Origin of the sequence: Maribacter orientalis, from assembly GCF_900109345.1 — a bacterium.
GTDB classification, from domain to species: Bacteria; Bacteroidota; Bacteroidia; order Flavobacteriales; family Flavobacteriaceae; genus Maribacter; species Maribacter orientalis.
Window position 1 is genome coordinate 457854 of record NZ_FNZN01000003.1, and the last position, 26338, is coordinate 484191.

Here is a 26338-nt window from a genome sequence, read left to right on the forward strand (position 1 = left end):
GGCTTTTCCTAAAAGGTGATTGTACCTTTTGTCTTCTGTATCGATATTATGTGGTCATTAAACAATTTTTGCCTTTTATCATAGGCTAAATTGGTGACATTATTGTTTAGGGTTACCTGATTGGTAAAAGCATTATGATTGAATTGATGAAACCTAAAGAATTATTCTCATCAATATAAACTACTATACAGTAATCTTTTCACCAAAGTTTTAAAGAATCTTTGGTTTAGTACAGCAGAATATTATCTACTATTTCTAGCATTACATTAAGTCTGTCTTCATTTTATGCTATTTCATAAAATGGATTAGATTTTATGACATTGGATGTATTAAATACCTCTGCATAAAAAAAGCAATCTACTAATTCATATTTTGAATTTGGTAGATTGCTATAAATTTTAAACACCTTATCTATTAGATTATAGAACCGGTTCCCAACCTTCTGCGTAAGTTCGCTTCCAAGATTCCATTGCTTTAGCATTGTTAGTGATTTTTCCAGTAGTGGAATCAATCTTTAAGGTTTCTCCTGCGTCTTGAGCCATATTTCCTAAATGACATAGCATGGTAGAAACACTCGCATCACTTATATCAGAATTAAGACTTTTATCTTCTCTAATACCTGCAAAGAAATTAGAAATATGGTTTGTATCTAATTGACCTTCACCTCTTGTGTTGGTTGTTTCGCTTGAGCCACCTTCAAGTTCCTCTTTTAAAAGATTGCCATCTAAATCATAAAGTTGATAGAAATTACGGTCAAGCATAATGCTTCCTTTAGAACCATATATCGTACTTCCTCGTCCAGGTCGCGTTGGTTTCATTATTCCTCGACTATGGCCTGCCCAGGTTAAAAATTTATTATTTGCAAAAGTGTAGGTTACTTGTTGGTTGTCTACAAATTCCCAATCGTCTTGAAAGGTATATTTGCCACCAAAAGAGGTAACTGTTTCTGGTAGGTCTACACCTAGGGCCCAACGGCAGATATCTATTTCATGGGTACCGTTATTATGTACCTCACCTGTACCCCATGCACGAAACCAATGCCAGTTATAAGGGTGAATATTATCCTTATACGATTCTCTTGGTGCTGGCCCTTGCCATAAATCCCAATTTAATGTAGAAGGAACATCAATTACATTTCCTTTTCCAATAGAACCTCTATTGTTAGAGTAATATGCTTCTCCTTTATAGACATCACCAATAATACCTTCTCTTATATCTTTGATGGCACTAATAGAAGTTTTTGCAGATCGTTGTTGGTTACCCATTTGAACTTTTTTTCCATACTTTTTTTGTGCTTCGACCAAAAGGTCATTTTCATACGGATTATGACTACAAGGTTTTTCAACATAAACATGCTTACCTGCTTGTAAAGCTAAAATAGCCATTGGTGCATGCCAGTGTTCTGGCGTAGCAATGAATACGGCATCGACATCTTTGTCTTCCAATACTTTTCTAAAGTCTTTTTCTATTTTGGGTATGTATCCTATATTTTCTTTACACCACTCATTATGTTCTTGCAAAATCACATCATCGACATCACAAGAATATATAATCTTGGCATTTTTATCAGTATGAATAGCCATTACGTGTGCTTTCGCTCTACTACGTACTCCAATTATAGCACAATTGATATGGTCGTTAGCGCCAAGAATATTTGCATACGAACTACTTGGAAAGACTAAACTGCCCAAAGTAACCGCTGCTGTACCTGCGGAGGTTTTTTTAATAAAGTTTCTTCTAGTGGTCATTGCTTATTCTTTAATGATTGATTTTATTTTTATGTTTTTAAAGGAAACTTTGTCTCCATGATCTTGCAAAAGAATATGTCCTTTTTCAGCTTCTCCAAAATTTGGCCATTGCGCATATTTGCTCTCTGATACTAATTTTCGGTAGTCGTCGCTTTTACGTTCATATTCTAAAACTTTCATCCCGTTTAACCAATGTTCTACGTGATTGTCTTTAGAAATGATATGAGCGGTATTCCATTCTCCTGGTCCGTTCATTGGTTTGTTAACGTCTGCTTGAATAAGGTCATAGAGAGAAGATACGGTGCGACTACCATCGTGATTCCCTAGTTTTGCATCGGGATGTCTAGCATCGTCTAAAATTTGATACTCTAAACCTATTGAAGAACCTGGCCCTTTATTAATATCGGTATCTACATAGTATTTGATACCACTATTAGCACCTTCTGTGATTTTAAAATCTAACATTAATTCAAAATCACCATATAACTCTTTAGTAACGATATCTCCACCAGCTGCCGACTCTTCACCACCGGATGGTAGTACTGTCAAAATACCATCATTAATTTCCCATCCTATTGTTGGGAATTCATCTAAACGTGCTCCTCGCCAACCATTTGTAGTTTCGCCGTCCCATAACATTTTCCAACCATTTTTCAATTCGTCTGCACCTAACCCATTTTTTGTGATTATTGGTGTCAAAGGACTTTTTCTTGAATACTTAGAAAGACTGTCGGTTAAAATTTTAATATCCTTCCAGATAATATCAGTACCATCTTTCTGTTCATCAGAGATGCTATGTACTTGAAGCGCTATAAAACCCTTATCTGTTTTATCATCAATTAAGTAAGCAGCAGGTACATCATTGATCCACGTTTTTAAGGTGTCGCCTATAGCTTCTATTCGATAGTGGTTCCATTCATTTTGCTTGAATGCCTTTTGAGCATCAGGGTTATCGGTCATCGGGTTCAACCAACCTCTTCTTGCTTCATCATAAATACCAGCACTCCATGCTCGTTCAGATGGATCTATTTCTATTTGATATCCATGAACTCGCCCATCCATATAATGTGGTAAACTATTACTTCTAATTTGTATGCCAGAATTCATACTAGGGTCTACCTTATAATCTAATTCTAAGATAAAATCACCATACAATTTATCTGTTGTCATAAATGAGTTGGGGGTGTTATGCACCGTGGTGCCCACAATAGCATTATCTTTTACTGCATAAGTAGCTTCGCCGCCGAGTTGTGACCATCCATTTAAAGTTTCTCCGTCAAAAAGACTTACCCAAGGGGTATCGTCTTTAGGTTTTTGATTACAACTTATAAATGTTGTTAGAATTAAGGTAATCAGCAGAATATTGATGTTTGATTTCATTTGGTCTTGGTAAATTATGGTTTATAAAAAAAGCACCCGATAGGGCGCTTGAATATAACAAATTTTTGGGAGACCTATTAGTGGACACTCTTCTTTAGATAATCTCCAAAGTTTTCTTTAAACCTGTTTAATCTTGGTATAGATACGTTTTTAATATATGAATTATTAGGATTGTTTTTTTCGTAATCTTGGTGGTAAGCCTCTGCTTTATAGAAAACTGTGAAAGGGGTGACCTCTGTTGTAATTGGGTCACCACCATAGACATTTTGATCTGTAAGTGCTTGCATGTATCCTTCAATTATTTTTTTTTGTTCATCGCTTTTGTAAAAGGCAATAGAACGGTATTGTCTACCGCGATCAGGACCTTGTCTGTTTAATTGGGTAGGGTCGTGAGAACCAAAGAAAACTTGAACCAATTCGGTAAAGGAGATTTCTTTTGGGTCATAATAGACCTCTACGGCTTCTGCATGGTCAGTTTTACCATAACCGACGTCTTCATAGGTAGGATTCTTTTGTTCGCCTCCAGCATAGCCAGAAACAACCTCTTTAACTCCTTTAACACTCTCGAAAATAGCTTCTACACACCAAAAACAACCACTAGCAAAATAGGCAGTTTCATATGTACTTAATTGTTGGGGACTTAGTTTTACAACCTCATCAACTTCATCATTTACAATTTCAGTGTTTTCAGCATTTTCTGATAAGGTATTTTTCTTGACTTTAGATTGACAACTTGTAGCTAGTAATGTAGCACAGGCCAATACTGTTATTTGTACTAATTTCATGGCAATTTTCTTTTAGCAATTTGTAGGTAATTTACAAAGACCTTACGAGGAAAATGGTTAAAAAATGTTAACTAGATAAAAGGATATTATATTTTTGAGAAATGAATACATTGCTTGAAGACCTTAAATCGTATACCACAAACCCTATTTCTATTTTAGATAGGACAATTCCTATTCAAGAATATGTCTCCTTAAATCTTTCAAAAGATAATGTGGAGTTATTAGGTTTGGATATAACTAACTATTCTATCTGTCAAAATTATATTGATAAAGTTTTGCTCGATAAGCAAGGATTAATAGCATATGGGGGCTATTTAGAAGAGCGTAACCTCTATAATGATAAGGAAGGTTTTACCTCTAGCAAAAAACCAATTCGAAACATTCATTTGGGAATCGATTATTGGTGCGCTGCCTTAACCAAAGTAATTGTTCCTATAAAAGGTGTGGTGCATAGTTTTAAGAATAATAATGTTATTGGTGATTACGGACCAACTATTATATTAAAGCATGTTTTGGGTAATCATATCTTTTACACTTTATATGGCCACTTGTCGGTAGATTCGTTGGACGGACTTTTTATTAATAAAGAATTTAAAGCGGGCGATACCATTGGCAGATTAGGTACACCTGATATTAATGTCAATTATGCCCCACATCTACATTTTCAGATTATTAAAGACTTAGAAGGGAACCACGGTGATTATCCGGGAGTATGCGCCAAAGAACAATTGTCCTTTTATCAGGAAAACTGCCCAGACCCCAATATTTTATTGAAGTTGAAGTAACCTGTATCGATTAACTGCATCTTTAATCGCTAAGGTGATTTTGGTTACTGTGTCGTTTATCGACCAGATTTTACACTTTAACCATGTACGTGTAAAGTAACGAGTAATATGTGTTTTTGAGCGATTCACCACCTAGTGAATCAAGGCCTGCTGCGTTCTATAAGTGTAACAAACGCAAGTCATGAAAACAATACTAACAATCATCTTTATCATCTTCTTAGGATTTACTGCTCAAGCACAAAACGGTACTGCCGATGTCAAAGTTGAAACTATTGAAATGACAATCGTTACTGAAACATCTTACGAAATGAACTTGGAGACTAAAACGGAAGTAGCTCGTTTATACAAGTTTAAAAATTCTAACATCAAAAAGGAATTGAATTTTCTTACTAAGGCTAACAAACCTAAAATGGCTTAGTTTTATTAGTTAATTGAGTAACTACTTAACAGAATTTTCTTTATTATATCTTCAAGAAAGTAACTTTAAATAGCATCCGAAAAGCAAACGATTAATATTTCAGGATAGGAAATCAATAAATTTGTAGGAATATGATTATTAAATCGATAAACGGTTCATAAATTCCGATTATCGACAAATATATTTGTAGGAAAACGGACTACAAAAAAAGGTAATACATCGAAAAGCTATACTTTCATCGTTAAAACAATACATCTTGTCGATTTCAAAATACGTTTACTTACAATGAGAGGGTTATCTATAAACCAAATTTACCTACTTATTATGCGTACAATTATTTTTTTATTCCTTGTTGTCTGTTTGGGAACCAAGTCCCAAGCTCAAGAGATGTTACCCGTTACCAAAGTGGAGACTATTGTAATGCCCATGGCAGATATAATTGTCCAATCTGAAATTAATACTCAGGGTTACCAAACAGCTGCAAGGTTTTTTAAAGTTAAAAATGCTAGAATTAAACAAGCTTTAAAATTTAAACCAACAACAGTAAAAACATTTTTTGCTTAATTCATTTTATCAACTTCGGTAGTAGTAGTTACCTCTGTATCGGTTTTTGGTAGTACAACCGATTTTAAAATTTTCCAGACATTATTAGTAACAATTTTTTGCCCCTCTGCTGTTGGGTGAATACCATCCTCTAAATTCAATTCAGGTATACCAGCAACACCTTCCAATAAAAAAGGTATTAACAGAATTTCATTAGACTTGGCTAAAGCAGGATACATAGCCATAAATTGAGAGGTATAGTCAGAACCCATATTTGGTGGTATCTGCATTCCGGCTAAAATAATAATAGTTTCAGGGTTTTTAGCCTTAACCATATCGATCATTGCTTGAAGATTGTTCATCGATTCAGAAATGGGTATTCCTCTTAGTCCGTCATTAGCACCCAACTCTAAAACAAAAATATCTACAGGTTGGTTCAGAACCCAATCAAGTCTATTTAAACCGCCAGATGTGGTTTCGCCGCTCAATCCAGAATTAATGACCTTATATTCCAATCCTAAAGAGTCTAAACGCTGCTGAATTCTATTTGGGAATCCTTCCTTTGTATCTAAGCCATATGCGGCTGTAAGACTATTGCCATAAAACAAGATAAACTTTTGGTTAGTATCAATAACCTCCTTTTGGGTAGTACTAATTTCTTTGGCAGCGCCATCCGATTGTTTTTGTTCTGTACTTTCTCCACATCCAATAACCATGAGTGCCCATAAAAAATAACGAAACTTTAATACTTTCAACATAGTTTTAGCTTATTAGATTCAAAATCATTTGCTTATTTTGTTAGCTTGAAGTAAAATGATTTATGGCAAAGATATTAAACGTACGTAATCTAAGGAAAACGTACACGAGTGGATCTAAAAATTTGACAGTATTAGATGATATTTCTTTTTCAATAGAGGAAGGGGAAACTTTTGCAATCGTAGGTCCTTCCGGTAGTGGGAAAACTACTTTGTTAGGACTATGTGCTGGTTTAGATGAAATTGATGAAGGTGGTATAGATCTTTGTGGTGAAGATTTAAGTACGTTGAATGAAGACCAGCGTGCTCTTTTAAGAAATAAAAAAGTCGGATTTATTTTTCAAGATTTTCAATTGTTACCGACCTTAACCGCATTAGAGAATGTAAGTGTTCCTTTAGAATTACAAGGCGCGCCACATGCAACAAAAGATGCTATGGAACTACTGACCAAAGTAGGTCTTGGCAATCGACATAATCATTATCCGTCACAGCTTTCTGGTGGGGAACAACAACGGGTTGCTTTAGCTAGGGCATTTTCAAACAAACCTTCAATTCTTTTTGCTGATGAACCAACGGGTAATTTAGATGAAGAAACAGGAGAAAAGGTGATAAAATTACTGTTCGATTTAAATACTGAAATGGGAACTACTTTGGTTATTGTAACCCATGATTTAGAATTGGCTAAACTGAACCAACATGTATTACGACTTAAAGGTGGTAAAATAGTAATCAATGAAACCTCTGCAATATCTTGAGTAAACCAACACGAACTTCAAAAGCAGATTTTAATTGGTTATTGAAAATGGCTTGGCGCGATGGTAAGGCAAGTGGTAAGCGCTTGCTCTTGTTCATGGCTTCCATAATTTTGGGTATAGCAGCAGTCGTTTCAATTCAGTCTTTTAGTGATAACCTTAAAGATAATATCGGTCTACAGTCAAAAGCCCTTATGGGAGCCGATTTTCTCATCGATAGTAATCAACCAGCAAATGAGCGGGTAATTCAGTTGATGGACTCCCTTGGTGGAGCCGATGCTAGGGAGGTGAATTTCGCTTCGATGGCAGCTTTTACAAAAAATGGAGCCACTAAATTAGTTCAGGTGCGTGGTATGGAAGGAGGTTTTCCTTTTTACGGGGAATTAGAAACCGAGCCCGCAAATGCAGCTATTGAATTTCAAGAAAAAGGAGGTGCTTTAGTTGATGCTACCGCGATGTTACAATTTAATTTAAAACCGGGCGATAGTGTAAAGCTAGGGTCTATTACTTTTCCGATTATCGGTTCATTGATAACCGCACCTGGTAGTACAGGAATTGGCGCTACGGCGGCACCACCTATTATTGTGCCATTTCGGTTTATGGAAGAAAGCGGACTACTACAAAGGGGAAGCCGTTTAGGGTATAATTATTATTTTAAAAACCCCAATATAGATTTAAAGGAACTTAATAAAAAGGTAGATCCCTTGTTAGATGCCGAAAATGCTGATTTGGATACTCATACAGATACCAGTCAGCGATTAGGTCGGCGGTATGAAAATGTTGGTCGATTTTTAAATCTTGTGGCATTTATAGCACTTCTGCTAGGTTGTGTAGGTATCGCTAGCTCTGTGCATATTTATATTAAAGAGAAATTAAAATCTGTTGCCATTCTCAAATGTTTAGGAGCGACCCGTAAGCAGACCTTTTTAATTTATTTGCTTCAAATTGCCGGTATGGGGTTGTTAGGCGGCTTCATCGGGACTGTTTTAGGTCTGATTTTACAACAAACTTTTCCGTTAATTCTACAAGAATTTCTGCCGTTTCAAGTAGAAATATCTACTTCGTACCAATCGATTTTTGTAGGCTTATTATTAGGCGTCTGCATGTCAGTTTTGTTTGCACTTTCTCCTTTGATTAATACGTGGTTCGTTTCACCTTTGCAAGTTTTACGTGTACAGGAAGATACAAGCAAAAAATCGCGTCCATATCAAATATGGGTAATGATAGCTATAGTTCTATTTGTATTCCTTTTTGCATATTGGTTATTAGGTAGATGGTCATTTGCAGCAAGTTTTGTGGCAGGTATCTTAGTAACGTTTTCCATATTAGCAGGAGTTTCCATTCTATTTATGCGAATGATAAAACGATATTTTCCAAAATCGTGGAGCTTTGCAGCGCGACAAAGTTTATTGAATCTATATCGCCCCAATAACCAAACCGTGGTATTAATATTGGCAATAGGAATAGGAACTTTTCTAATAAGTACCTTATATTTTACTAAAGATTTTCTACTCGCTAAAACGTCTTTCGAATCAAGCGCTGAAAGTCCGAATTTGATACTTTTTGACGTTCAGACCGAACAACGTGATGCCGTGGCCAACACGATTACCCCAAATGGGTTAACTGTAATTGATAATATTCCTATAGTAACTATGCGAATGGAACGTATAAAAGACCGCAGTGTTAATGATATTCGATTAGATAGTACTACACGGGTGAATAAATGGATTTTAAACCATGAGTTTAGAACAACCTATCGAGACTCTATGATCGGGTCTGAAAAGTTATTAGAAGGAGAGTGGATGCCTAGTATGGCTCCCAATGCTGAGGTTATACCGATTTCTTTGGCAGATAATGTTGCCAATGATGCTCTTGTAACTCTAGGAGATACAATTTCATTTAATGTACAAGGTAAATTGATGACCACCGTAGTGGGTAATATTAGACAAGTCGATTGGGCGCGCATGCAGCTTAACTTTTCTATTGTATTTCCTAAAGGGGTGTTAGAGAATGCGCCACAGTTTCATGTATTGACAACAAATGCACCTGACAAAAAATCTTCAGCCAATTTGCAACGTGAACTGGTGAAAAAGTTTCCTAATGTCTCCATTATAGATTTACGACAGGTGGTGACACTCATTGAAAATATTCTGGATAAGATTTCATGGGTGATTACCTTTATGGCTTTCTTCAGTATTCTAACAGGTATTATTGTTTTAATAGGATCTGTACGTAATAGCAAATACCAACGTATACGTGAAAGTGTATTGTTGCGTACACTTGGTGCACAAAGCAAACAGATTTTAAAAATTAATGCTTTGGAATATCTGTTTTTAGGAATATTAGGTAGCGGAGTAGGCGTACTTCTTTCTTTAGTAAGTAGCTTTTTATTGGCTTATTTTATTTTTGACACACCGTTTATACCCTCATGGGTGCCATTTTTAGTGGTCTTACCAGGAATTACTCTTTTAGTTCTTTCTATAGGATTATTAAATAGCAGGGGTGTTTTAAATAGTCCGCCATTGCAAGTTTTAAGAAAAGAAGGAAAATAAAAGGTATTTGTTTTTTTATAAATTTTAAACTGAAGATGCTTTACTGATTATCTTTAAGCATGAACTTGATAAAACATCTAATTTTTTCTTTTTTCTTTACGATTCTTCTAATTTCATGTAAGACCGAAAGTATAAAAGCAGACCTCATTATTACCAATGCCAATATTTGGACTGGTAATTCTGATAGCCCAAAAGCAGAAGCTATGGCTATTAAAGAGGATACCATTTTAGCTATTGGTTCAGCCATAGATATTCAAAAGTTTAAAGGGGAGTCTACAGAAGTAATTGATGTACAAAATAAATTCATCACTCCTGGTTTTATCGATACTCATGTACATTTACTAATGGGTGGTAATAGCCTTTTAAGTGTGCAACTTAGAGATGCCAAAACTAAAAATGAGTTCATCAATAGAATCGCGGCATTTGCTAAAGATATAAAACCTAACCAATGGATAGTTGAAGGAAATTGGGACCATACACTTTGGGGAGGAGAACTCCCTTCAAAAGAATGGATTGATGCATTTACAGGAGCGAATCCTGTAGCAATATATCGCATGGATGGGCATATGATTTTGGCTAATTCAGCAGCTTTGAAAATTGCAGGTATAGATAAGAATACTGCCAATGTAGAAAATGGGGAAATTGTTAAAAACCCTGACGGGTCACCCACTGGTATTTTAAAAAGCGAGGCTATGTATTTGGTATTAAATAAAATACCAGACCTTACTAATGATGAGAAGGCAGAGGCAATAAATGTAGCTCAAGATTATTTAATTTCTCAAGGAGTTACTTCTATTCATGATGTCGATAGTTTAGGGGGCTACGAAGTTTTAAATACTTTGAAATCTGCCATGAAATTAAAAATCAGAGTTTATTCTGCTGACCCCTTAAAAAACTGGAAATCTATATCTAAAACCACTACTGAATCGAAATGGTTGAAAAATGGCTTAATGAAAGGTTTTGTAGACGGCTCATTAGGTTCACATACCGCAGCATTCAATGAGCCTTATTCAGATAAATTAGAAGATAAAGGTCTTTTTATAGCTAATATTGATAGTTTGTATCATTGGGTTTCAAATGCAGATAACAAAAACTTACAGGTAACAGTTCATGCCATTGGTGACAGAGCAAACAATACCGTATTGAACACATTTGAACGCGTTATTGAAGAAAATGGGAATAAGGACAGACGATTTAGAATTGAGCATGCGCAACATTTAGCTAAAGAAGATATTAGTCGATTTTCTAAACTGAATGTTATTGCAAGTATGCAGCCCTATCATGCAATTGATGATGGTAGATGGGCAAAAGAACTTATTGGTAAAGAACGTATTAAAACTACCTATGCTTTTAAATCTTTGTTGGATGTAAATACAACTTTAGTTTTTAGTAGTGATTGGCCAGTTGCACCTGCCTCTCCAATTTATGGAATCTATGCAGCGGTTACTCGACAAACTATAGACAACAGAAACCCTGAGGGTTGGGTTCCAGAACAAAAAATAAATGTGTCACAGGCGTTAATGGCATACACTAAGAATGCAGCCTACAGTTCGTTCGACGAAAATATAAAAGGAACTTTAGAACTAGGTAAATTGGCTGACTTTGTTATTCTCAGTGAAGATTTAATGGTAATACAGCCGAATAAGATAAAAGATGTTAAGGTTTTGGAAACGTATATTGGTGGAAGGAAAGTGTATGTTTCAAACTTAAACTAGTTTAGAGTATAATATCAAAAACAATAATAAAACTGGAATATTTAAATTTTAAAAATCGTTAGTATCATTATTTAATAGGTTATGGAATTTTTGAGGTTTGATGCCATTTTAGTTATATTTTAATGTTTTTATTGAAACTGATTACTAAATATTAATCTTCATTATGGAAAGTACTATCTCAAACTTATCTTTAGGTATATGGGCATGGCAAACCTTTCTACTGGTTATATTAGGGCTATGGATCTATTGTTTAATAGACATAGCAAGAAATAAATTTAAAAATGATGCTAAAACCACTTGGTTTTTAATCGTGTTCTTCCTTCCTTTTTTAGGTACGTTGCTTTATATTTTTACAGGAAGAAATAGAAAGATAATAACCAATTGATATACAATATCATTAATTAATGAAAATTGATAACCCTCACTGGTCAATATTAACGCTATAATTAGAGCATTTAGCATGTATTGTCAACTAATCCCCATAGCTTTGCAATTGAAATACAAAAGTAATTGCTATGTCCTTGTTTACCGATTTAAAGATTTCTAGAAATATAGAAAAAGCTCTGGATGATTTAGGTTTTGAAAATACAACACCTATTCAAGAGAAGGCTTTTCCTATTGTTATGAGTGGTAGTGATGTTGTTGGTATTGCACAGACCGGGACAGGAAAGACATTTGCTTATTTACTTCCCATCTTAAATACCCTTTCATTTTCTAAAGAGATACACCCAAAGGTGGTGATTCTTGTGCCTACTCGTGAGTTGGTGGTACAAGTAGTAGAAGAGGCTGAAAAACTGGCTAAATATTCAGGCGTACGTGTCCTTGGTGTATTTGGTGGTAAAAGCATGCTACGACAAAAGGATGCTTTGGCTTTGGGTACCGATATTTTAGTGGCTACACCTGCTCGTTTATATGATTTAATTTTAACCAAGGCGGTTCAATTAAAATCAGTTAGGAAACTTGTGATTGATGAGGTCGATGTGATGTTGGATCTTGGTTTTAGATTTCAGTTGGTCAATATTTTTGAACTATTGCCGGTCAGAAGACAGAATATTATGTTCTCTGCTACTATGACCGATGACATAGAACTCTTTATAACCGATTTCTTTACAGGAGTACAGAAAATCGCAATTGCAGTAAGTGGAACTCCATTAGAGAACATTACTCAATTTGGGTATGCTACTCCTAACTTTTATACAAAAGTAAATTTGCTGGTTAATTTACTTCAGAAAGAAGAGGAATACCATAAAGTTTTGGTTTTTGTCTCTAGCAAACGTAGTGCAGATTTATTGTTCAAAGAGCTGGCAGAATTTTTCAGTGAAGAAATCTGTATCATACATTCTAATAAGACCCAAAATTATAGATTACGCTCTATCAACCAATTTGATGAAGGGAAGAACCGTATTTTGGTAACTACAGATGTTATGGCACGTGGATTGGATCTTCAAGAAATATCTCATGTCATTAATTTTGATACACCTATTTATCCTGAAAACTATATGCACCGAATCGGTAGAACGGGTAGGGCAGAGAAGGAGGGTACTTCTATTTTATTATTTACTCCAAATGAAGAGGAAGCAAAAGATGCCATCGAAGATTTGATGTTGCAGAAAGTAAATTTATTAGACTTACCAAGTGATGTTGAAATAGCCACTAAGCTTACTTTCGACGAACAACCCAAACATAAGGAGCGTGAAAATCCTTTGAATATAAATGAAGACGAACGTGGAGCTAGCTTTCATGATAAATCAGATAAGAACAAAAAAGAAAATCAAGGTGGTTCTTATAAATGGATTATTAAAAAGAAATATTCTAAGCCAAAGACTCGAGGCGATAAGAATTACGGAAAAAGAGGTAGAAACAAATAAGAATAGTTTCTTTAATATTCAGATTACGTTGCTTGTATAATAGAGTAACTACATTCTTTTTTAAACAAATAGCATTTATTAGACTCCATATTTGGCTGTTTTATTAAGGCTTTACCAATTGTTCTATTTTAAAAACATCAACGAATTACATACTATCTCGGTATGATGTTTTTGGTTCAAAAACCATTCGTCGATACTTTTCTTCGATTCATCCTAAAAATTTACGCTAGCCGAAAATTATAGTACTTCAGCGAGGTCAAGAGCTTTGATTGCTGGACTGCGGGTATCTTTATATTGTTCAACATTAAGATATGAAAGTACTATTCACATTATTAATTATAATTTTCGCCGGAACTTTAACGATGGCACAAAACCCTCAATCTAATGATAAAGTTTACGCTATTGAAATGGGTATTGTTATGGTTGATAGCCTTAATAATACTGACCATAAGAAAACGTTTACAATCAGTACTGAAACTGAAATAACTCGTTTGTATCGATATAAGAATTCTAGAGTCAATAAAGAATTAGCATTCATTACCCAAAAGAGTTATGGTAAGTTGGCATAATCTTTGCTCTATTAAAAAAGGTGCAATGAAGCACCTTTTGAAAATTCAATTATGATAATACTTACACTTTTAATACCTGCTTTAATTGTTCTTCTAGTTGTTTCTTTTACTTCAAAAAATAAAAAGCAACTTCGTGCAATTAAAGTGCCAGTAAGCAAAAGAAAGTTTTAGTTTTTAATGCCAGGCTGCTTTATAGTATAATTATCCTTAGCCTTGGCTTCATCAACTTGACGTTTTACGTCTGCTAATAGCGCTTTTGCATCGTAAACGATGCCGTCTTTAATAGTATATTTTACACCACCAATACGAACCACCTCATTATCATCGGTAAGCTTTACAGCTCCCGTGCCGTATAGTACTTTGAAATTTTGAAGAGGGTTTTCTTCAACAACGACAAAGTCAGCTAATTTTCCAATTGTAACGGAACCTAATTTGTCATCCAATCCTAACGCTTCTGCGCCATTTAATGTTGCTGATTGAATTATTTCTAAAGGGTGAAATCCTGCTTCACGCATTAATTCTAGTTCACGTATATAAGCAAAACCATATAATTGAAATATAAATCCGGAATCGGAACCAGTTGTTACACGGCCACCTCTATTTTTATATTCATTAATAAAGGTCATCCAAAGATTATAATTTTTTTTCCATTGAACTTCCTGCTCTGTACCCCAATCATGCCAATAAGAACCATGAGATACTTTGCTAGGTTGATAGAATTCCCATAGGGAAGGCAATGTGTAGTCTTCATGCCATTCGGCACGTCTTGCACGCTGTAAATCTCTACTAGCCTCATAGATATTAAAAGTAGGATCCATAGTGAAATCTAATGCCAATAATTCATTCATTACGTTATTCCAATGTTCAGAGTAGGGTTCAGCTGCCTGTGCCCATAATTTACCGGCATTTTCAAAACGATGTTGTTCATTCTGATAGTTATAATCAAGAGGAAAATCTTGCACTGTACGATCGTCGAATAATGCTTCCGGTAATCCGTACCAATGTTCCATTGAAGTTAATCCTGCCCTAGCGGAATGAAGCACATTCCATCTTGCAACGCTCATTTGTGCATGATGACATGCTGAGCCTAGTCCTAATTTTTTATTTTCATCAAGTGCAGCTGCCATAATAGCCGGTTCTGCACCAAAAAATTTAATACCGTCAGCTCCTTTTTTTGCATTTGCACGTACCCATTCACGAGCTTGCTCCGGAGTAGAAATAGGAATATCGTTCAACGGATTAAAAGATTTGCTAGTTTGCCCAAATGCGGTATATGTAATTATGCGTGGGGCGATAATTTCATTTCTCTCGCTTTTCCGTTTTAAATCTAGGGCAATATCAATACCTCTTCCGGCAACTTCTCGAACGGTAGTAACACCGTGTGCCATCCATAATTTAAAAACATAATCTGGGTCTGCGCCCTGTGCATCGCCACCAATATGTGTGTGCATATCTATAAAGCCAGGCATTAAGTACATACCAGTACAATCTAGCTCCTTACCACCTTCTTTTAGTTGTGGTCGTTTAGAGTTATCGATAGCGACACCAGGATAACCTACTACTTTAATGTCTTTTATGATATTGTTCTCCACCACAATGTCAATGGGGCCTTGTGGTGGTGCTCCATTTCCATTAATCAGCATAACGCCTCTAATTATTAATTGAGAGTGTGGGCCATCTCCTTCAAGAGATTGGGCATTGACAGTTAGCAAGTCTACCAAAATGAATACCGTAGCTAATACTATTCGTTTGAACATAAGGTGGTGGTTTAAGTTAGTTCTTTAAATATAGGCAAAGTGATAGTAATGAGACAGAGCTAGAGTCATCTTTATTAATGGAATTATGAACTAGCAATTATATAAGGCTTTAACTTATTCAATTGGAGCTAATTGTTGCTTTATTTCTTGGAATTTGACAATGTAGTTGGTGCCTTTTTTGGAGGCGTCGCGTTCAATTGTTCCGCGTAATTGACGGGTTAGGTTATGGATAAGTTTTAAACCTAATGACTTTGTGTTTTTGTAATTGATTGTTTCAGGAAAACCAATGCCATTATCTCCTATTTCAAGAATGTAACAATTTTCTTTTTCTGAATCCTTTTGTAATTTGATATGAATTTGTCCTTTTTCCTCTCCTTCAATTCCATATTTTAAAGCATTGGTCAAGGCCTCATTAATCAAAAGGCCTAATGGAATAGCGGTATCTATACCCAATTTTATATCTGGAATGTCAATCTTTAAATCTACATTATTGTCAATTCCTTTAATTGATCTAATAAGGTATTCGCTTAATTCTTGCACGTAAGAGTTGTATTCAATATGACTAATATCATTACGCATATAGAGCATTTCATGAACCATTGCCATTGCAATGACCCTATTCTGCGTTCCTTTTAACAGTCCTTTCATTGGTCCGCTTTCAGTATTTCGAGATTGCAGACTTAATAAACTTGATACGGTCTGTAAGTTGTTTTTAACTCTATGATGAACTTCTTTTAATAAATTTTCTTTTTCATGAACTTGAATAGCCATGACTTTTTTCGAAGTATAGAGCGCGTTGTAGGTCTTTAATAAACTTTTGCCAAATGTGTTTCCTAAAATAAAAACCGAAAATAAAACTGAAACTAGGCCAAAAACAGCACTTGAGCTTTCAGGAATAACATTTTCTGTGATTTTTAACTCAGGTATAGTTTGTGAGAAAATTAGAATAATAAGAACTGGAATAACGTTTAAGTAGATTTTACCATACCTGCTACTGTTGATAATGATAAAGCCACCAAATGCAACTATTGGAATCATAAAAATAAAAGGACTATGAATACCACCACTGTACAAAGTCACTATAAAGGAGGATATAAGACCTAGTATAGATGAAAAATTGAAGGTGGGTAAAATCTTTTTATGAATTTTAAAGTATTGTAAGTTGATTAAGTTTAAAATTCCAAAAGCCATAAGTGGGAATGGAACAACTTCGGTTATACCTAATAGGAAATAGCATAATATTCCAAATAGAATGGATATTATGCTAGTGGTATAATTTACCCTTAAAAAAAGTTTGGTTTTATCCTGAAGACGCTCATTGTCATTGGTAAATCCGGGCATAGACATTGTTTATGTACTAAAAAAAACATACTAATTAAGTAATGTAAATCTAATTATGTTTTTAACATTATACTAGTATTTTTTGTTATTGTATAACATAATTATAAAAAGTTAGCATTAGCTGCGAACTTTCTTCGGTGTAAGGTCTGTTAAATCTCCAATATTAATAGCTTTTCCAGATTCAATACTTCTTCTAGCCCCAATACCTATTAAAATGGACATAGCCCCATCTCTAACACCGGCAGTTCTACCATATGGGTCAGTAGTTTTAGGATTAATGAATATTTTATCATGAAGTCTTTTATCACCACCACCATGACCACTTTTTTCAATAGGTACTTTTACAATTTCATGTTTTTCCCAAAGCTTATGAACGATAATCGACTCGTGGTTCAATTCTTCCTTATTATTTTGAGCCATTTCTAAAGCATGTTTTTCTGCCTCATCAACAGTAGATATTGAATGATAAGGAATGTCTTGTGAAGCTTCAATTCTGCCTTTTGTACCATTAAACGCAACTCGCCATCCTTCAAAGGGTGAATAGGTAGTTAAGCTATAGTTCAATATCGTATTGTCGGCATATTTTACTTGTGCAGACATTTTATCATAAATATCAATATTTTCTCTAAATAAGCAATTATCCCTTATGTAGCCATCTTCATGTTCGTGATCTACATATAATTTTTTAGATGTTTCATCTTTAGTAATATCCCAATAAAATTCGCAGGTATCGTTATGATTACAACTACGGCAATTAGATCCTCTTTGTGGTCCGTTCTTGCCATAATATTCTAAATCACCATAGGCAAATACCTGATCGGGTTCAGAATTTATCCACCAGTTTAATAAATCAAAATGATGAGTAGATTTATGAACCCAGAGGGATCCGCTACTCTCCATATCACCGTGCCATCTTCTAAAATAAGAAGCACCATGATAGGTGTTCAAATACCAATGGAAATCCACGGACACCAAATCCCCAATCGTTTTATTTGCCAATAATTCTTTTATTTTGGTTGCATATGGACTCCATCTATAATTAAAACCTACAATTAGATTTTTTTCTGATTTCTTTTCAGCGTCAATAATTGCCTGACATTTAGTTTCATCTGTAGTCAACGGTTTTTCGGTTAATACGTCACAACCCATTTCCAATCCTTTAATTATATATTGATGGTGGGTTGAATCTTTAGTAGTCACTATAATCAAATCTGGTTTCGTCATCTTCACCATCTCTTCAAAATCTGTGAAAAGTGGGCAATCAGCACCAATAAAATTTTTGGCATATTTTAGACGACTTGAGTTGATATCCGATAGCCCGACGAATTCTAAAATTTTTCCGTATTCATCAACTAAACGTTTTCCCCAAAAGGTGGTTCCTCGTATACCGGTTCCTACCAATGCAACTTTTAGTTTTGAAGTCTTACTAAATGCGAATGTTGAAATTGGAAAAGCTGAACTAGCTGCAAGCATTCCTATAGAATTGATGAATTTTCTTCTGGTGGTATTCATTGGTTTGATTTTAAAGCGGTTATCTAAATATAGCTAATTTTCAATACCAAAGATTTTTAGTATGTTGATTTAACAAGTTGACGAAGAAAAGTGAAAATAGGAGGTACTAAAAAAGGCATCCCAATCTTGGGATGCCTTTTTTAAATATAGAAAGTTTTATATTAATCTTGGGTCAATACCCAAGAACCACTATGAATAAGAGGTTCTGCCTGCTTAAACTTTACAGTTTTACTTTCTCCACTCAACACATTTTTAATTGTAACTCGTTCGTTACGACCAATTTTAGGTTGTTCTCTTGTAATAGTTTCTGTAACGGCAGGTCGCTGTCCTTGTGTTTGACCTACAGCTCTACTCTGAGCTGCCATTTCATCGCTATTAGGAATTTCTTCTTTAGTCGTTTTTAAATTTTCTTTTGAACGTTGAATATTCCTTTCTTCTTGGATAGCGTTTGTGTTTTCAGATGGTAATTCTCCTTTAAATAAGAATGAAATTACTTCTTTATTCACTTTCTCTATCATTGACTTAAATAGTTCAAATGCTTCGAACTTATAAATTAATAAGGGATCTTTTTGTTCGTGAACTGCTAATTGCACAGATTGTTTCAACTCATCCATCTTACGAAGATGGGTTTTCCACGCGTCATCAATAATAGCTAGTGAAATATTCTTTTCGAAATCGGTAATTAATTGTTTACCATTGGTATCGTATGCTTCCTGAAGATTGGTTACAACATTTAAGCTTTTAATTCCGTCGGTAAATGGAACTACAATACGCTCGAAATTGTTTGCGTTATCTTCATGCACCTTTTTAATTACAGGGAAAGCAGATGCAGCATTACGTTCCATTTTATCATTATAATGGTCGTAAGCAGCTTTGTAAATTTTACCAGTTATTTCTTGAGCACCCAATTTTCCGAAGTCAGCTTCATCAACTGGTGATGTCATTGAAAAATATTTAATTAGCTCAAATTCAAAATTCTTATAATCATTGGCAGCTTTATTGCCTTCTACAATTACCTCACAGGTGTCATAGATCATATTGGCAATATCAAGCTTTAAACGCTCACCTTGTAATGCATGTCGCCTTCTTTTGTAGACTACTTCACGCTGTGCGTTCATAACATCATCATATTCTAAAAGACGTTTACGAACTCCAAAGTTGTTTTCCTCTACTTTTTTCTGTGCACGTTCGATAGATTTTGTCATCATACTATGTTGTATAACTTCACCATCTTCTAAGCCCATCTTATCCATCATTTTAGCTACCCTGTCAGAGCCGAATAAACGCATAAGGTTATCTTCTAGGGAAACATAGAATTGAGAGCTTCCTGGATCACCTTGTCTACCAGAACGTCCGCGTAATTGTCTGTCAACACGTCTAGAATCATGACGTTCTGTACCTACTATGGCTAGACCACCAGCTTTTTTGACTTCTTCAGATAATTTAATATCCGTACCACGACCTGCCATGTTGGTTGCGATGGTAACAATACCCGCATTACCTGCTTCGGCAACAACATCTGCTTCTTTCTTATGAAGCTTTGCGTTCAATACATTATGAGGAACTTTACGAACACTTAGTAGTTTTGATAATAATTCTGATATTTCTACAGAAGTGGTACCAATAAGAACGGGTCTTCCAGATTTACTTATTTTCGTTACTTCATCAATAATTGCATTGTACTTTTCTCTTTTCGTTTTGTAAATTAAATCGTTACGGTCATCTCTAGCAATTGGTCTGTTGGTTGGAATCTCCATTACATCCAATTTATATATTTCCCAGAATTCACCGGCTTCTGTAACAGCCGTACCGGTCATTCCAGAGAGCTTACGATACATTCTAAAATAGTTTTGTAATGTAACCGTTGCAAAAGTTTGGGTTAAGGCTTCGATTTTTACATTCTCCTTTGCTTCAATAGCTTGGTGAAGTCCGTCTGAATATCTACGGCCATCCATAATACGACCGGTTTGCTCATCAACGATCATTACCTTATTGTCCATTACTACATATTCAGTATCCTTTTCGAAGAGGGTATATGCTTTTAATAATTGACTCATGGTATGAATACGCTCGCTCTTAATGGTAAAGTCTTTAAAAAGCTCTTCTTTGAGTTCGGCTTCTTTTTCAATTTCAAGATTTTGGTTTTCAATTTTAGCAATTTCACCACCAATATCTGGCATTACAAAGAAGTCTCTGTTTTCTTCACCAGAAATATAATCAACACCTTTATCTGTCAATTCAATTTGGTTATTTTTCTCATCAATAACGAATAATAGGTCTTCATCTACCTTGGGCATTTCCCTATTATTATCCTGCATATAGAAATTCTCGGTTTTTTGGAGTAATTGTTTGACTCCTTCTTCACTCAAAAACTTAATTAAGGCCTTATTCTTAGGTAATCCTCTAAATACACGCAGTAAAAGAAATCCGCCTTCTTTAGTATCGCCTTCAGCAATCAGCTTTTTAGCTTCTGCCAAAACACTGGTTAAATGTTGACGTTGCTTTTGTACGATTTCGTCAACTTTAGGTTTCAATTCGTTAAATTCATGACGGTCACCTTCTGGTACAGGACCAGAAATAATTAAAGGTGTACGAGCATCATCTATCAATACAGAATCTACCTCATCGACAATGGCATAGTTATGTGGGCGTTGCACCAAATCTTTTGGTGTGTGTGCCATATTATCCCTTAGGTAATCGAAACCAAATTCGTTATTAGTACCATATGTAATATCTGCGTTGTAAGCTGCACGTCTACCATCAGAATTTGGTCGGTGATGATCTATACAATCAACAGAAAGGCCATGAAATTGGAATATAGGTGCCATCCAAGCACTATCTCTTTTTGCTAGGTAATCATTAACGGTTACCAAGTGAGCACCGTTTCCGCCTAGTGCATTTAAATATAATGGTAATGTTGCTACAAGAGTTTTACCTTCACCAGTATGCATTTCAGCAATCTTACCTTGGTGCATTGCAATACCACCTATAAGCTGCACATCGTAATGTATCATATCCCAGGTTACTTCTTTACCGGCAGCGTTCCAAGAATTTTTCCAAATAGCATCTGAGCCCTCTAAGGTGACATAATCGTTAGAACCTGACAATGTTCTGTCATATTCTGACGCTGTCACTTTCAAAGTTTCATTATTAGCAAAACGTTTGGCAGTTTCCTTTACAACGGCAAAAGCTTCTGGAAGTAACTTGTTTAAAGTTTCTTCAGAAATAGCATAGGCCTCTTCCTTTAATTTATCAATTTCGGTATAGATATCTTCGTTCTTATCAATATCTGTAGAGTTCTTAACCTCTTCCTCTAAAGTAATTATTTGGTCAGTTTTTTCTTTGTAAGAATCCTGAATTATCTTCTTAAACTCTATGGTTTTCTGCCTTAGTTCGTCATGGCTAAGGCTTTCAAGCTGCGATTCAAATGTCTTTATCTGATTTACTAAAGGCTGTAATTCCTTTACATCTTTTTGTGATTTATCACCAACGAATGCCTTTAGTATGGAATTAATAAAACTCATATATTTTAAACTATTAGAATTGAAATTTACTTAACCCAAAAATAGGTAAGGAGATTTTCAAAATATTTTAGAGACGACAAATATGGCCGACGCAGTAAATAAGCAAAAGGTATTCCAGTCTTGTTTTTTAACCTGTATAACCTAAATACCTGCCAAAATTACATAAAAAAAAAGCCTCCGAGGAGACTTTTAAGTAGTTATTATGATATCGAATATTAATATTCGTCCTCGTTCCAGAGGTAGTCTTCTTCCGTAGGATAGTCAGGCCAAATCTCTTCGATAGATTCATATATCTCGCCGCCTTCCTCTTCCATAGATTGTAAATTTTCTACGACTTCTAAAGGGGCTCCAGTTCTGATGGAGTAATCTATTAACTCATCTTTACTTGCCGGCCAAGGTGCATCACTTAAATAAGATGCTAATTCTAATGTCCAATACATAGTAATTGTTTGATTTTAATTTTTTTGCAAAAGTAATTTTTAAATTGAGACAGCCAAGAAATTATTGATTTATTTCAATATAATCTCAATATTTTTTTTTACAATTATTAATTGATAACGAATAATTTATAGATTTATTGGTCTATTTTTTTTGGATTCCATTTTATTTCATTCGCCTTTAAATCACATGACAATTTCCGTGCCAATACAAATAAGTAATCTGAAAGTCTATTTAAAAAGGAAAGTACATTACCGTCGAAAGGTTCGTTTTCAAATAATAATGTTGAAATGCGTTCTGCTCTTCTACAAACGGTTCGTGCTATGTGACAGTATGACACTGTAGTATGGCCGCCAGGTAAAATAAAATGAGTCATTTGTGACAATTGACTGTCCATTTCGTCAATAGCATGTTCTAAAAATTCGATTTCTACAGATCCTACCTTGGTAATTTTTAAGCGTTGTTTGCCATTTTTTAGAACTTCTTTTTCTGGGTCAGTGGCTAAAACTGCGCCTACTGTAAATAAATGCTCCTGTATTGCTATTAATTGTTGTTGATTGATTGGGTCAATATCTTGATCTCTTATGAGTCCAATCCAAGAATTCAATTCATCTACGGTACCATAACTATCTATGCGGATATGATGCTTTGGTACACGTGTGCCACCAAAAAGTCCGGTTGTGCCGTCATCTCCTGTTTTGGTATATATTTTCATTTTGTAGATTGTAGAAAGTTTAAATAAATATTAGGGTGTTGTAAGCTGACGAGTTTTTGCGATTATTACCGGTTTTCGTCTTTGTTCTTTCGCTCATAATCTCCCATGAACTTTCTTGATTTTCGGTCATTTGACTTTCCTCTACTGGTTATACGTATAGCTAAATATATAGCGAACACGACGCCTAGAATTATATATATGGTATTGCTGTTCATTAAAAATTACTTTAGTTTAAAATTACAGGATTATATCCGTATTTTAAAATGTTGCTTTGCCTGTTCCTTTCTAAAAAATATGATCCCGCAGTAAAATAAATCAACTGTAACTCTTACATGCTCTAATACTTTCAGCTTTTCCCAACTTTCATTATTATTTGGATTTTTATGAATTCCGTCTAAAAATAACATGGAGTCATTGCCTAGATTATTAACTTCTATGCTACTGTTAAGGTCAGATATGCTTCCAAACAAAACATCGGTATCGTTTTTAGTAAAGGAAATATTTGGGCAATAGTGTTTTATGGTTTCCTCAATGTTTTCATCAGTACCCAAAATACGTAATGAATGATATTTGAAGTAATCAAGACTTTTGATAAGAATTTTTAAGCTTGTGGGAAGTTTTAATTGCTTTTTCTTGTAAAGACATTTCGTTACATAATCATATACAAATGGAGAATGAACCCCATGTTGATTGGTTGCTGAAAAAAGGAATTTAATAAAGGATATAAAACTAAACACGAATTACTTTTTCGATTTTTGTCAAAAGTAATGATTAGTGATGCAACTTAGAATTGTAATGGTAAACATTAATGTTTTAAAGTTATAGGTAAAGGTATGGAACGGGGGAGGTGTAGCTTAGTTAGAATAGGGCAGTAGGTATCTAAATTATGAAAGTTTAGTGCCGTTCAATTTGGTGGTGAATTCCAAAGCCTTAATTATTCTGTTATTTTTGTTCTTGTATAATCTTGCAACCTCGTTTGTATTTTCAATTTCTATAGTAGGAACAGTACTATTAGAAGTTCCAATTGTTTGTGCCATTTCAACTTGTGCAGTTTCAACCTCTAAAGAAACATTCTCATTGTTTGCTTGCGCTAAGAAACATGTGAAGAAAAGTGCGGTTAAAACGATAATTGATTTCATAATATTTGTTTTACACTGCTAAAGTACAGGCATGAACAAACATAATTTGTCGCATAAAGTTGACCAGCATTTTACTGTAGACGAATGGTAATTGCCACCCGTCTACTATCTTTTGGAAGTAGTAAAATATACTGTGAAGTCTATGTGTTAATTGTCCTTAACCCTCCATAAGTGCTGAAAGCTCAAACCATCGTTCGGTCTTGCTTTCAATGGAATCGGTTACTTCTTTCAATTGAATCGATAAATTTTTGATATCATCGCCACTTAATGAACCATCAGTGAATTTTTCTTGAAGCGCAACTTTCTCTTTTTCGAGCTTTTGAATTTCTCTCTCTATTTTTTTAAACTCTTGTTGTTCAGCATACGAGGTTTTCGGAGTGGTATCTGGCTCTTTCCAATTGGTCTTGGTAGAAGGTTGTATTTCTTTTTGTTCTCTTTTATCTTGAATTTGGCTGTCTTCGTAGGCTCTAAAATCAGAATAGTTGCCGGGGAAATCTTCCACTACGGCATCACCTCTAAATACAAATAAGTGATCTACAATTTTATCCATGAAATAACGGTCATGCGAAACTACTAAAAGACATCCTTGAAAATCCATCAGAAAACTTTCTAATACATTCAGTGTTACAATATCCAAATCGTTGGTAGGCTCATCAAGAATTAAGAAGTTCGGATTCTGTATAAGTATGGTACACAAGTAAAGACGCTTGCGTTCACCACCACTCAATTTATCTACAAAATCGTACTGCTTTTTTCTATCGAACAGAAATCGTTCTAATAATTGTTGAGCAGATATCTGTTTTCCTTTCATTAAAGGAATATAATCTCCAAACTCACGAATGACATCTATAACCTTCTGACCTTCTTTAATATCAATACCTTTTTGAGTGTAGTAACCAAATTTAATAGTGTCACCTACTATTACTTTTCCACTATCCGGTTGGTCGCGTCCACTCAGTATATTTAAAAAAGTAGATTTACCTGTACCGTTTTTACCTATTATTCCTATTCGTTCCCCTTTTTGAAAAACATATTCGAATTTATCTAGAATAGGTTTGTTAGGGTAGGACTTAGATATCTTATGAAGCTCGAGAATTTTGCTCCCCACACGCTCCATATTCAATTCTAGCTGTACTTGATGGTCCTTTCTACGTTGACTTGCTTTATCCTTAATGACAGCAAAATCATCTATTCTAGATTTAGATTTGGTAGTACGGGCTTTGGGTTGCCTTCTCATCCAATCCAATTCTTTCTTAAAAAGTAATTCTGTTTTATGATGCTCAGTTGCTTCTTGTTCTATGCGGGCTTCCTTTTTTTCTAGGTAATAAGAGTAATTGCCTTTATATGGATATAACTTTCCATTTTCTAGTTCTATAATTTCATTACAAACGCGTTCTAAAAAGTAACGGTCGTGCGTTACCATAAATAGCGTCATGTTTTCCTTAGCGAAAAACTCCTCTAACCATTCGATCATTTCAAGATCTAAATGGTTGGTAGGTTCATCTAATACCAAAAGATCAGGTTTGTTGATGAGTGCATTGGCCAATGCCAAACGTTTCTTTTGTCCACCAGAAAGTTTATCGACTTTGGCACTCAAATCATCAAGTTTAAGCTTTGATAGTATTTGTTTGTACTGGGTTTCGAAATCCCAAGCCTCAAAACGGTCCATCGCTTCAAATGCTTTCTGATAGGCGTCTGCGTCCTCTGTGTTTAGCAATGCCTTTTCGTAATTGGCAAGTACTTGTAATATTTCATTATCTGACGCAAAAATAGTTTCCTCAACCGTTAAGTTAGGGTCCATGACCGGTTCTTGTGCCAAAAAAGAAACTCGTGTAGATTTACGATAGTTTACTTGTCCAGTATCCGGAGTATCCGCTCCTGAAAGGATATTTAAAATGGAAGTTTTTCCTGTACCATTTTTAGCGATTAAAGCAATTTTTTGGCCTTTATTGATCCCAAAAGAGAGGTTTTCAAAAAGTACCAATTCGCCATAGGATTTAGAAATATTTTCAACGGTAAGTAAATTCATGTAGGGTATCTTG

23 protein-coding genes are annotated in these 26338 nt (G+C 34.9%); 9 read left to right on the plus strand and 14 right to left on the minus strand.

The annotated features are described in order from the left end of the window. Nucleotides 1-419: 419 nt before the first annotated feature. From BMY56_RS09165 to msrA, 3 genes are all read right to left on the minus strand, one after another. On the minus strand, nt 420-1748 hold the full coding sequence (locus BMY56_RS09165) for a Gfo/Idh/MocA family oxidoreductase (RefSeq protein ID WP_091622956.1): 1329 nt from the start codon (nt 1746-1748) through the stop codon (nt 420-422). A gap of 3 nt (nt 1749-1751) precedes the next feature. Next, nucleotides 1752-3128 carry a 3-keto-disaccharide hydrolase gene (locus tag BMY56_RS09170; RefSeq protein ID WP_091622959.1) on the minus strand — a complete coding sequence of 459 codons (1377 nt, stop codon included), beginning with the start codon at nt 3126-3128 and terminating at the stop codon, nt 1752-1754. Nucleotides 3129-3205: 77 nt separating this feature from the next. Further along, nucleotides 3206-3913: a peptide-methionine (S)-S-oxide reductase MsrA gene (gene msrA, locus BMY56_RS09175; protein ID WP_091622961.1), complete on the minus strand. Its 708-nt coding sequence runs from the start codon at nt 3911-3913 to the stop codon at nt 3206-3208. A 101-nt stretch (nt 3914-4014) separates the two neighbouring features. Between msrA and BMY56_RS09180 the strand changes: the two genes are divergently transcribed. The 3 genes from BMY56_RS09180 to BMY56_RS09190 all read left to right on the plus strand — a co-directional run bounded on the left by BMY56_RS09180 (nt 4015) and on the right by BMY56_RS09190 (nt 5680). Then, on the plus strand, nt 4015-4698 hold the full coding sequence (locus BMY56_RS09180; protein WP_091622964.1) for a peptidoglycan DD-metalloendopeptidase family protein: 684 nt from the start codon (nt 4015-4017) through the stop codon (nt 4696-4698). 181 nt (nt 4699-4879) lie between these two features. Next, nucleotides 4880-5116 carry a hypothetical protein gene (locus BMY56_RS09185; protein WP_091622967.1) on the plus strand — a complete coding sequence of 79 codons (237 nt, stop codon included), beginning with the start codon at nt 4880-4882 and terminating at the stop codon, nt 5114-5116. 324 nt (nt 5117-5440) lie between these two features. Beyond that, nucleotides 5441-5680 (plus strand): hypothetical protein, encoded by a 240-nt coding sequence (locus tag BMY56_RS09190; protein ID WP_143057804.1) that lies wholly within the window; start codon nt 5441-5443, stop codon nt 5678-5680. Here BMY56_RS09190 and BMY56_RS09195 read toward each other — a convergent pair. Then, nucleotides 5677-6417, minus strand: coding sequence for an arylesterase (locus tag BMY56_RS09195; RefSeq protein WP_091622971.1), 741 nt, complete (start codon nt 6415-6417; stop codon nt 5677-5679). The two genes, BMY56_RS09190 and BMY56_RS09195, sit on opposite strands and share 4 nt — an antisense overlap. A gap of 62 nt (nt 6418-6479) precedes the next feature. On the opposite strand from BMY56_RS09195, the gene BMY56_RS09200 reads away from it, so the two are divergent. The 6 genes from BMY56_RS09200 (at nt 6480) to BMY56_RS09225 (ending at nt 13870) form a co-directional block, all read left to right on the plus strand. Next, nucleotides 6480-7169, plus strand: a complete 690-nt coding sequence (locus BMY56_RS09200; protein ID WP_091622973.1) for an ABC transporter ATP-binding protein — start codon at nt 6480-6482, stop codon at nt 7167-7169. A 47-nt stretch (nt 7170-7216) separates the two neighbouring features. Continuing rightward, nucleotides 7217-9718, plus strand: coding sequence for an ABC transporter permease (locus BMY56_RS09205; RefSeq protein WP_091622975.1), 2502 nt, complete (start codon nt 7217-7219; stop codon nt 9716-9718). A 59-nt stretch (nt 9719-9777) separates the two neighbouring features. Then, nucleotides 9778-11433 (plus strand): amidohydrolase, encoded by a 1656-nt coding sequence (locus BMY56_RS09210; protein WP_091622982.1) that lies wholly within the window; start codon nt 9778-9780, stop codon nt 11431-11433. A gap of 163 nt (nt 11434-11596) precedes the next feature. Continuing rightward, a complete protein-coding gene (locus BMY56_RS19125) occupies nt 11597-11818 on the plus strand; it encodes a PLDc N-terminal domain-containing protein (RefSeq protein ID WP_091622985.1) in 222 nt (73 codons plus the stop codon). A 130-nt stretch (nt 11819-11948) separates the two neighbouring features. Next, complete coding sequence (locus BMY56_RS09220) at nt 11949-13301, plus strand: DEAD/DEAH box helicase (RefSeq protein WP_091622988.1); 1353 nt, start codon at nt 11949-11951, stop codon at nt 13299-13301. Between the two features lie 311 nt (nt 13302-13612). Further along, nucleotides 13613-13870, plus strand: a complete 258-nt coding sequence (locus BMY56_RS09225; protein WP_091622992.1) for a hypothetical protein — start codon at nt 13613-13615, stop codon at nt 13868-13870. A 167-nt stretch (nt 13871-14037) separates the two neighbouring features. On the opposite strand, the gene BMY56_RS09230 is transcribed toward BMY56_RS09225, so the two are convergent. The 10 genes from BMY56_RS09230 to BMY56_RS09270 form a co-directional block, all read right to left on the minus strand. Beyond that, a complete protein-coding gene (locus BMY56_RS09230; RefSeq protein WP_091622995.1) occupies nt 14038-15627 on the minus strand; it encodes an amidohydrolase family protein in 1590 nt (529 codons plus the stop codon). Between the two features lie 114 nt (nt 15628-15741). Further along, complete coding sequence (locus BMY56_RS09235) at nt 15742-16968, minus strand: sensor histidine kinase (protein WP_091623270.1); 1227 nt, start codon at nt 16966-16968, stop codon at nt 15742-15744. Nucleotides 16969-17085: 117 nt separating this feature from the next. Then, on the minus strand, nt 17086-18480 hold the full coding sequence (locus tag BMY56_RS09240; RefSeq protein WP_177170942.1) for a Gfo/Idh/MocA family oxidoreductase: 1395 nt from the start codon (nt 18478-18480) through the stop codon (nt 17086-17088). 161 nt (nt 18481-18641) lie between these two features. Next, nucleotides 18642-22004 (minus strand): preprotein translocase subunit SecA, encoded by a 3363-nt coding sequence (gene secA, locus BMY56_RS09245; protein WP_091622998.1) that lies wholly within the window; start codon nt 22002-22004, stop codon nt 18642-18644. Nucleotides 22005-22219: 215 nt separating this feature from the next. After that, nucleotides 22220-22444: a DUF2795 domain-containing protein gene (locus BMY56_RS09250; RefSeq protein ID WP_027064442.1), complete on the minus strand. Its 225-nt coding sequence runs from the start codon at nt 22442-22444 to the stop codon at nt 22220-22222. Nucleotides 22445-22578: 134 nt separating this feature from the next. Further along, nucleotides 22579-23157 (minus strand): cob(I)yrinic acid a,c-diamide adenosyltransferase, encoded by a 579-nt coding sequence (locus BMY56_RS09255; protein ID WP_091623000.1) that lies wholly within the window; start codon nt 23155-23157, stop codon nt 22579-22581. A gap of 65 nt (nt 23158-23222) precedes the next feature. Continuing rightward, complete coding sequence (locus tag BMY56_RS18750) at nt 23223-23372, minus strand: hypothetical protein (RefSeq protein ID WP_218144557.1); 150 nt, start codon at nt 23370-23372, stop codon at nt 23223-23225. Nucleotides 23373-23402: 30 nt separating this feature from the next. Then, nucleotides 23403-23894 carry a hypothetical protein gene (locus BMY56_RS18620; RefSeq protein WP_091623003.1) on the minus strand — a complete coding sequence of 164 codons (492 nt, stop codon included), beginning with the start codon at nt 23892-23894 and terminating at the stop codon, nt 23403-23405. Between the two features lie 147 nt (nt 23895-24041). After that, nucleotides 24042-24296 (minus strand): hypothetical protein, encoded by a 255-nt coding sequence (locus tag BMY56_RS09265; RefSeq protein WP_091623006.1) that lies wholly within the window; start codon nt 24294-24296, stop codon nt 24042-24044. Nucleotides 24297-24453: 157 nt separating this feature from the next. Continuing rightward, nucleotides 24454-26325 (minus strand): ABC-F family ATP-binding cassette domain-containing protein, encoded by a 1872-nt coding sequence (locus BMY56_RS09270; RefSeq protein ID WP_091623009.1) that lies wholly within the window; start codon nt 26323-26325, stop codon nt 24454-24456. Between the last annotated feature and the right edge of the window lie 13 nt (nt 26326-26338).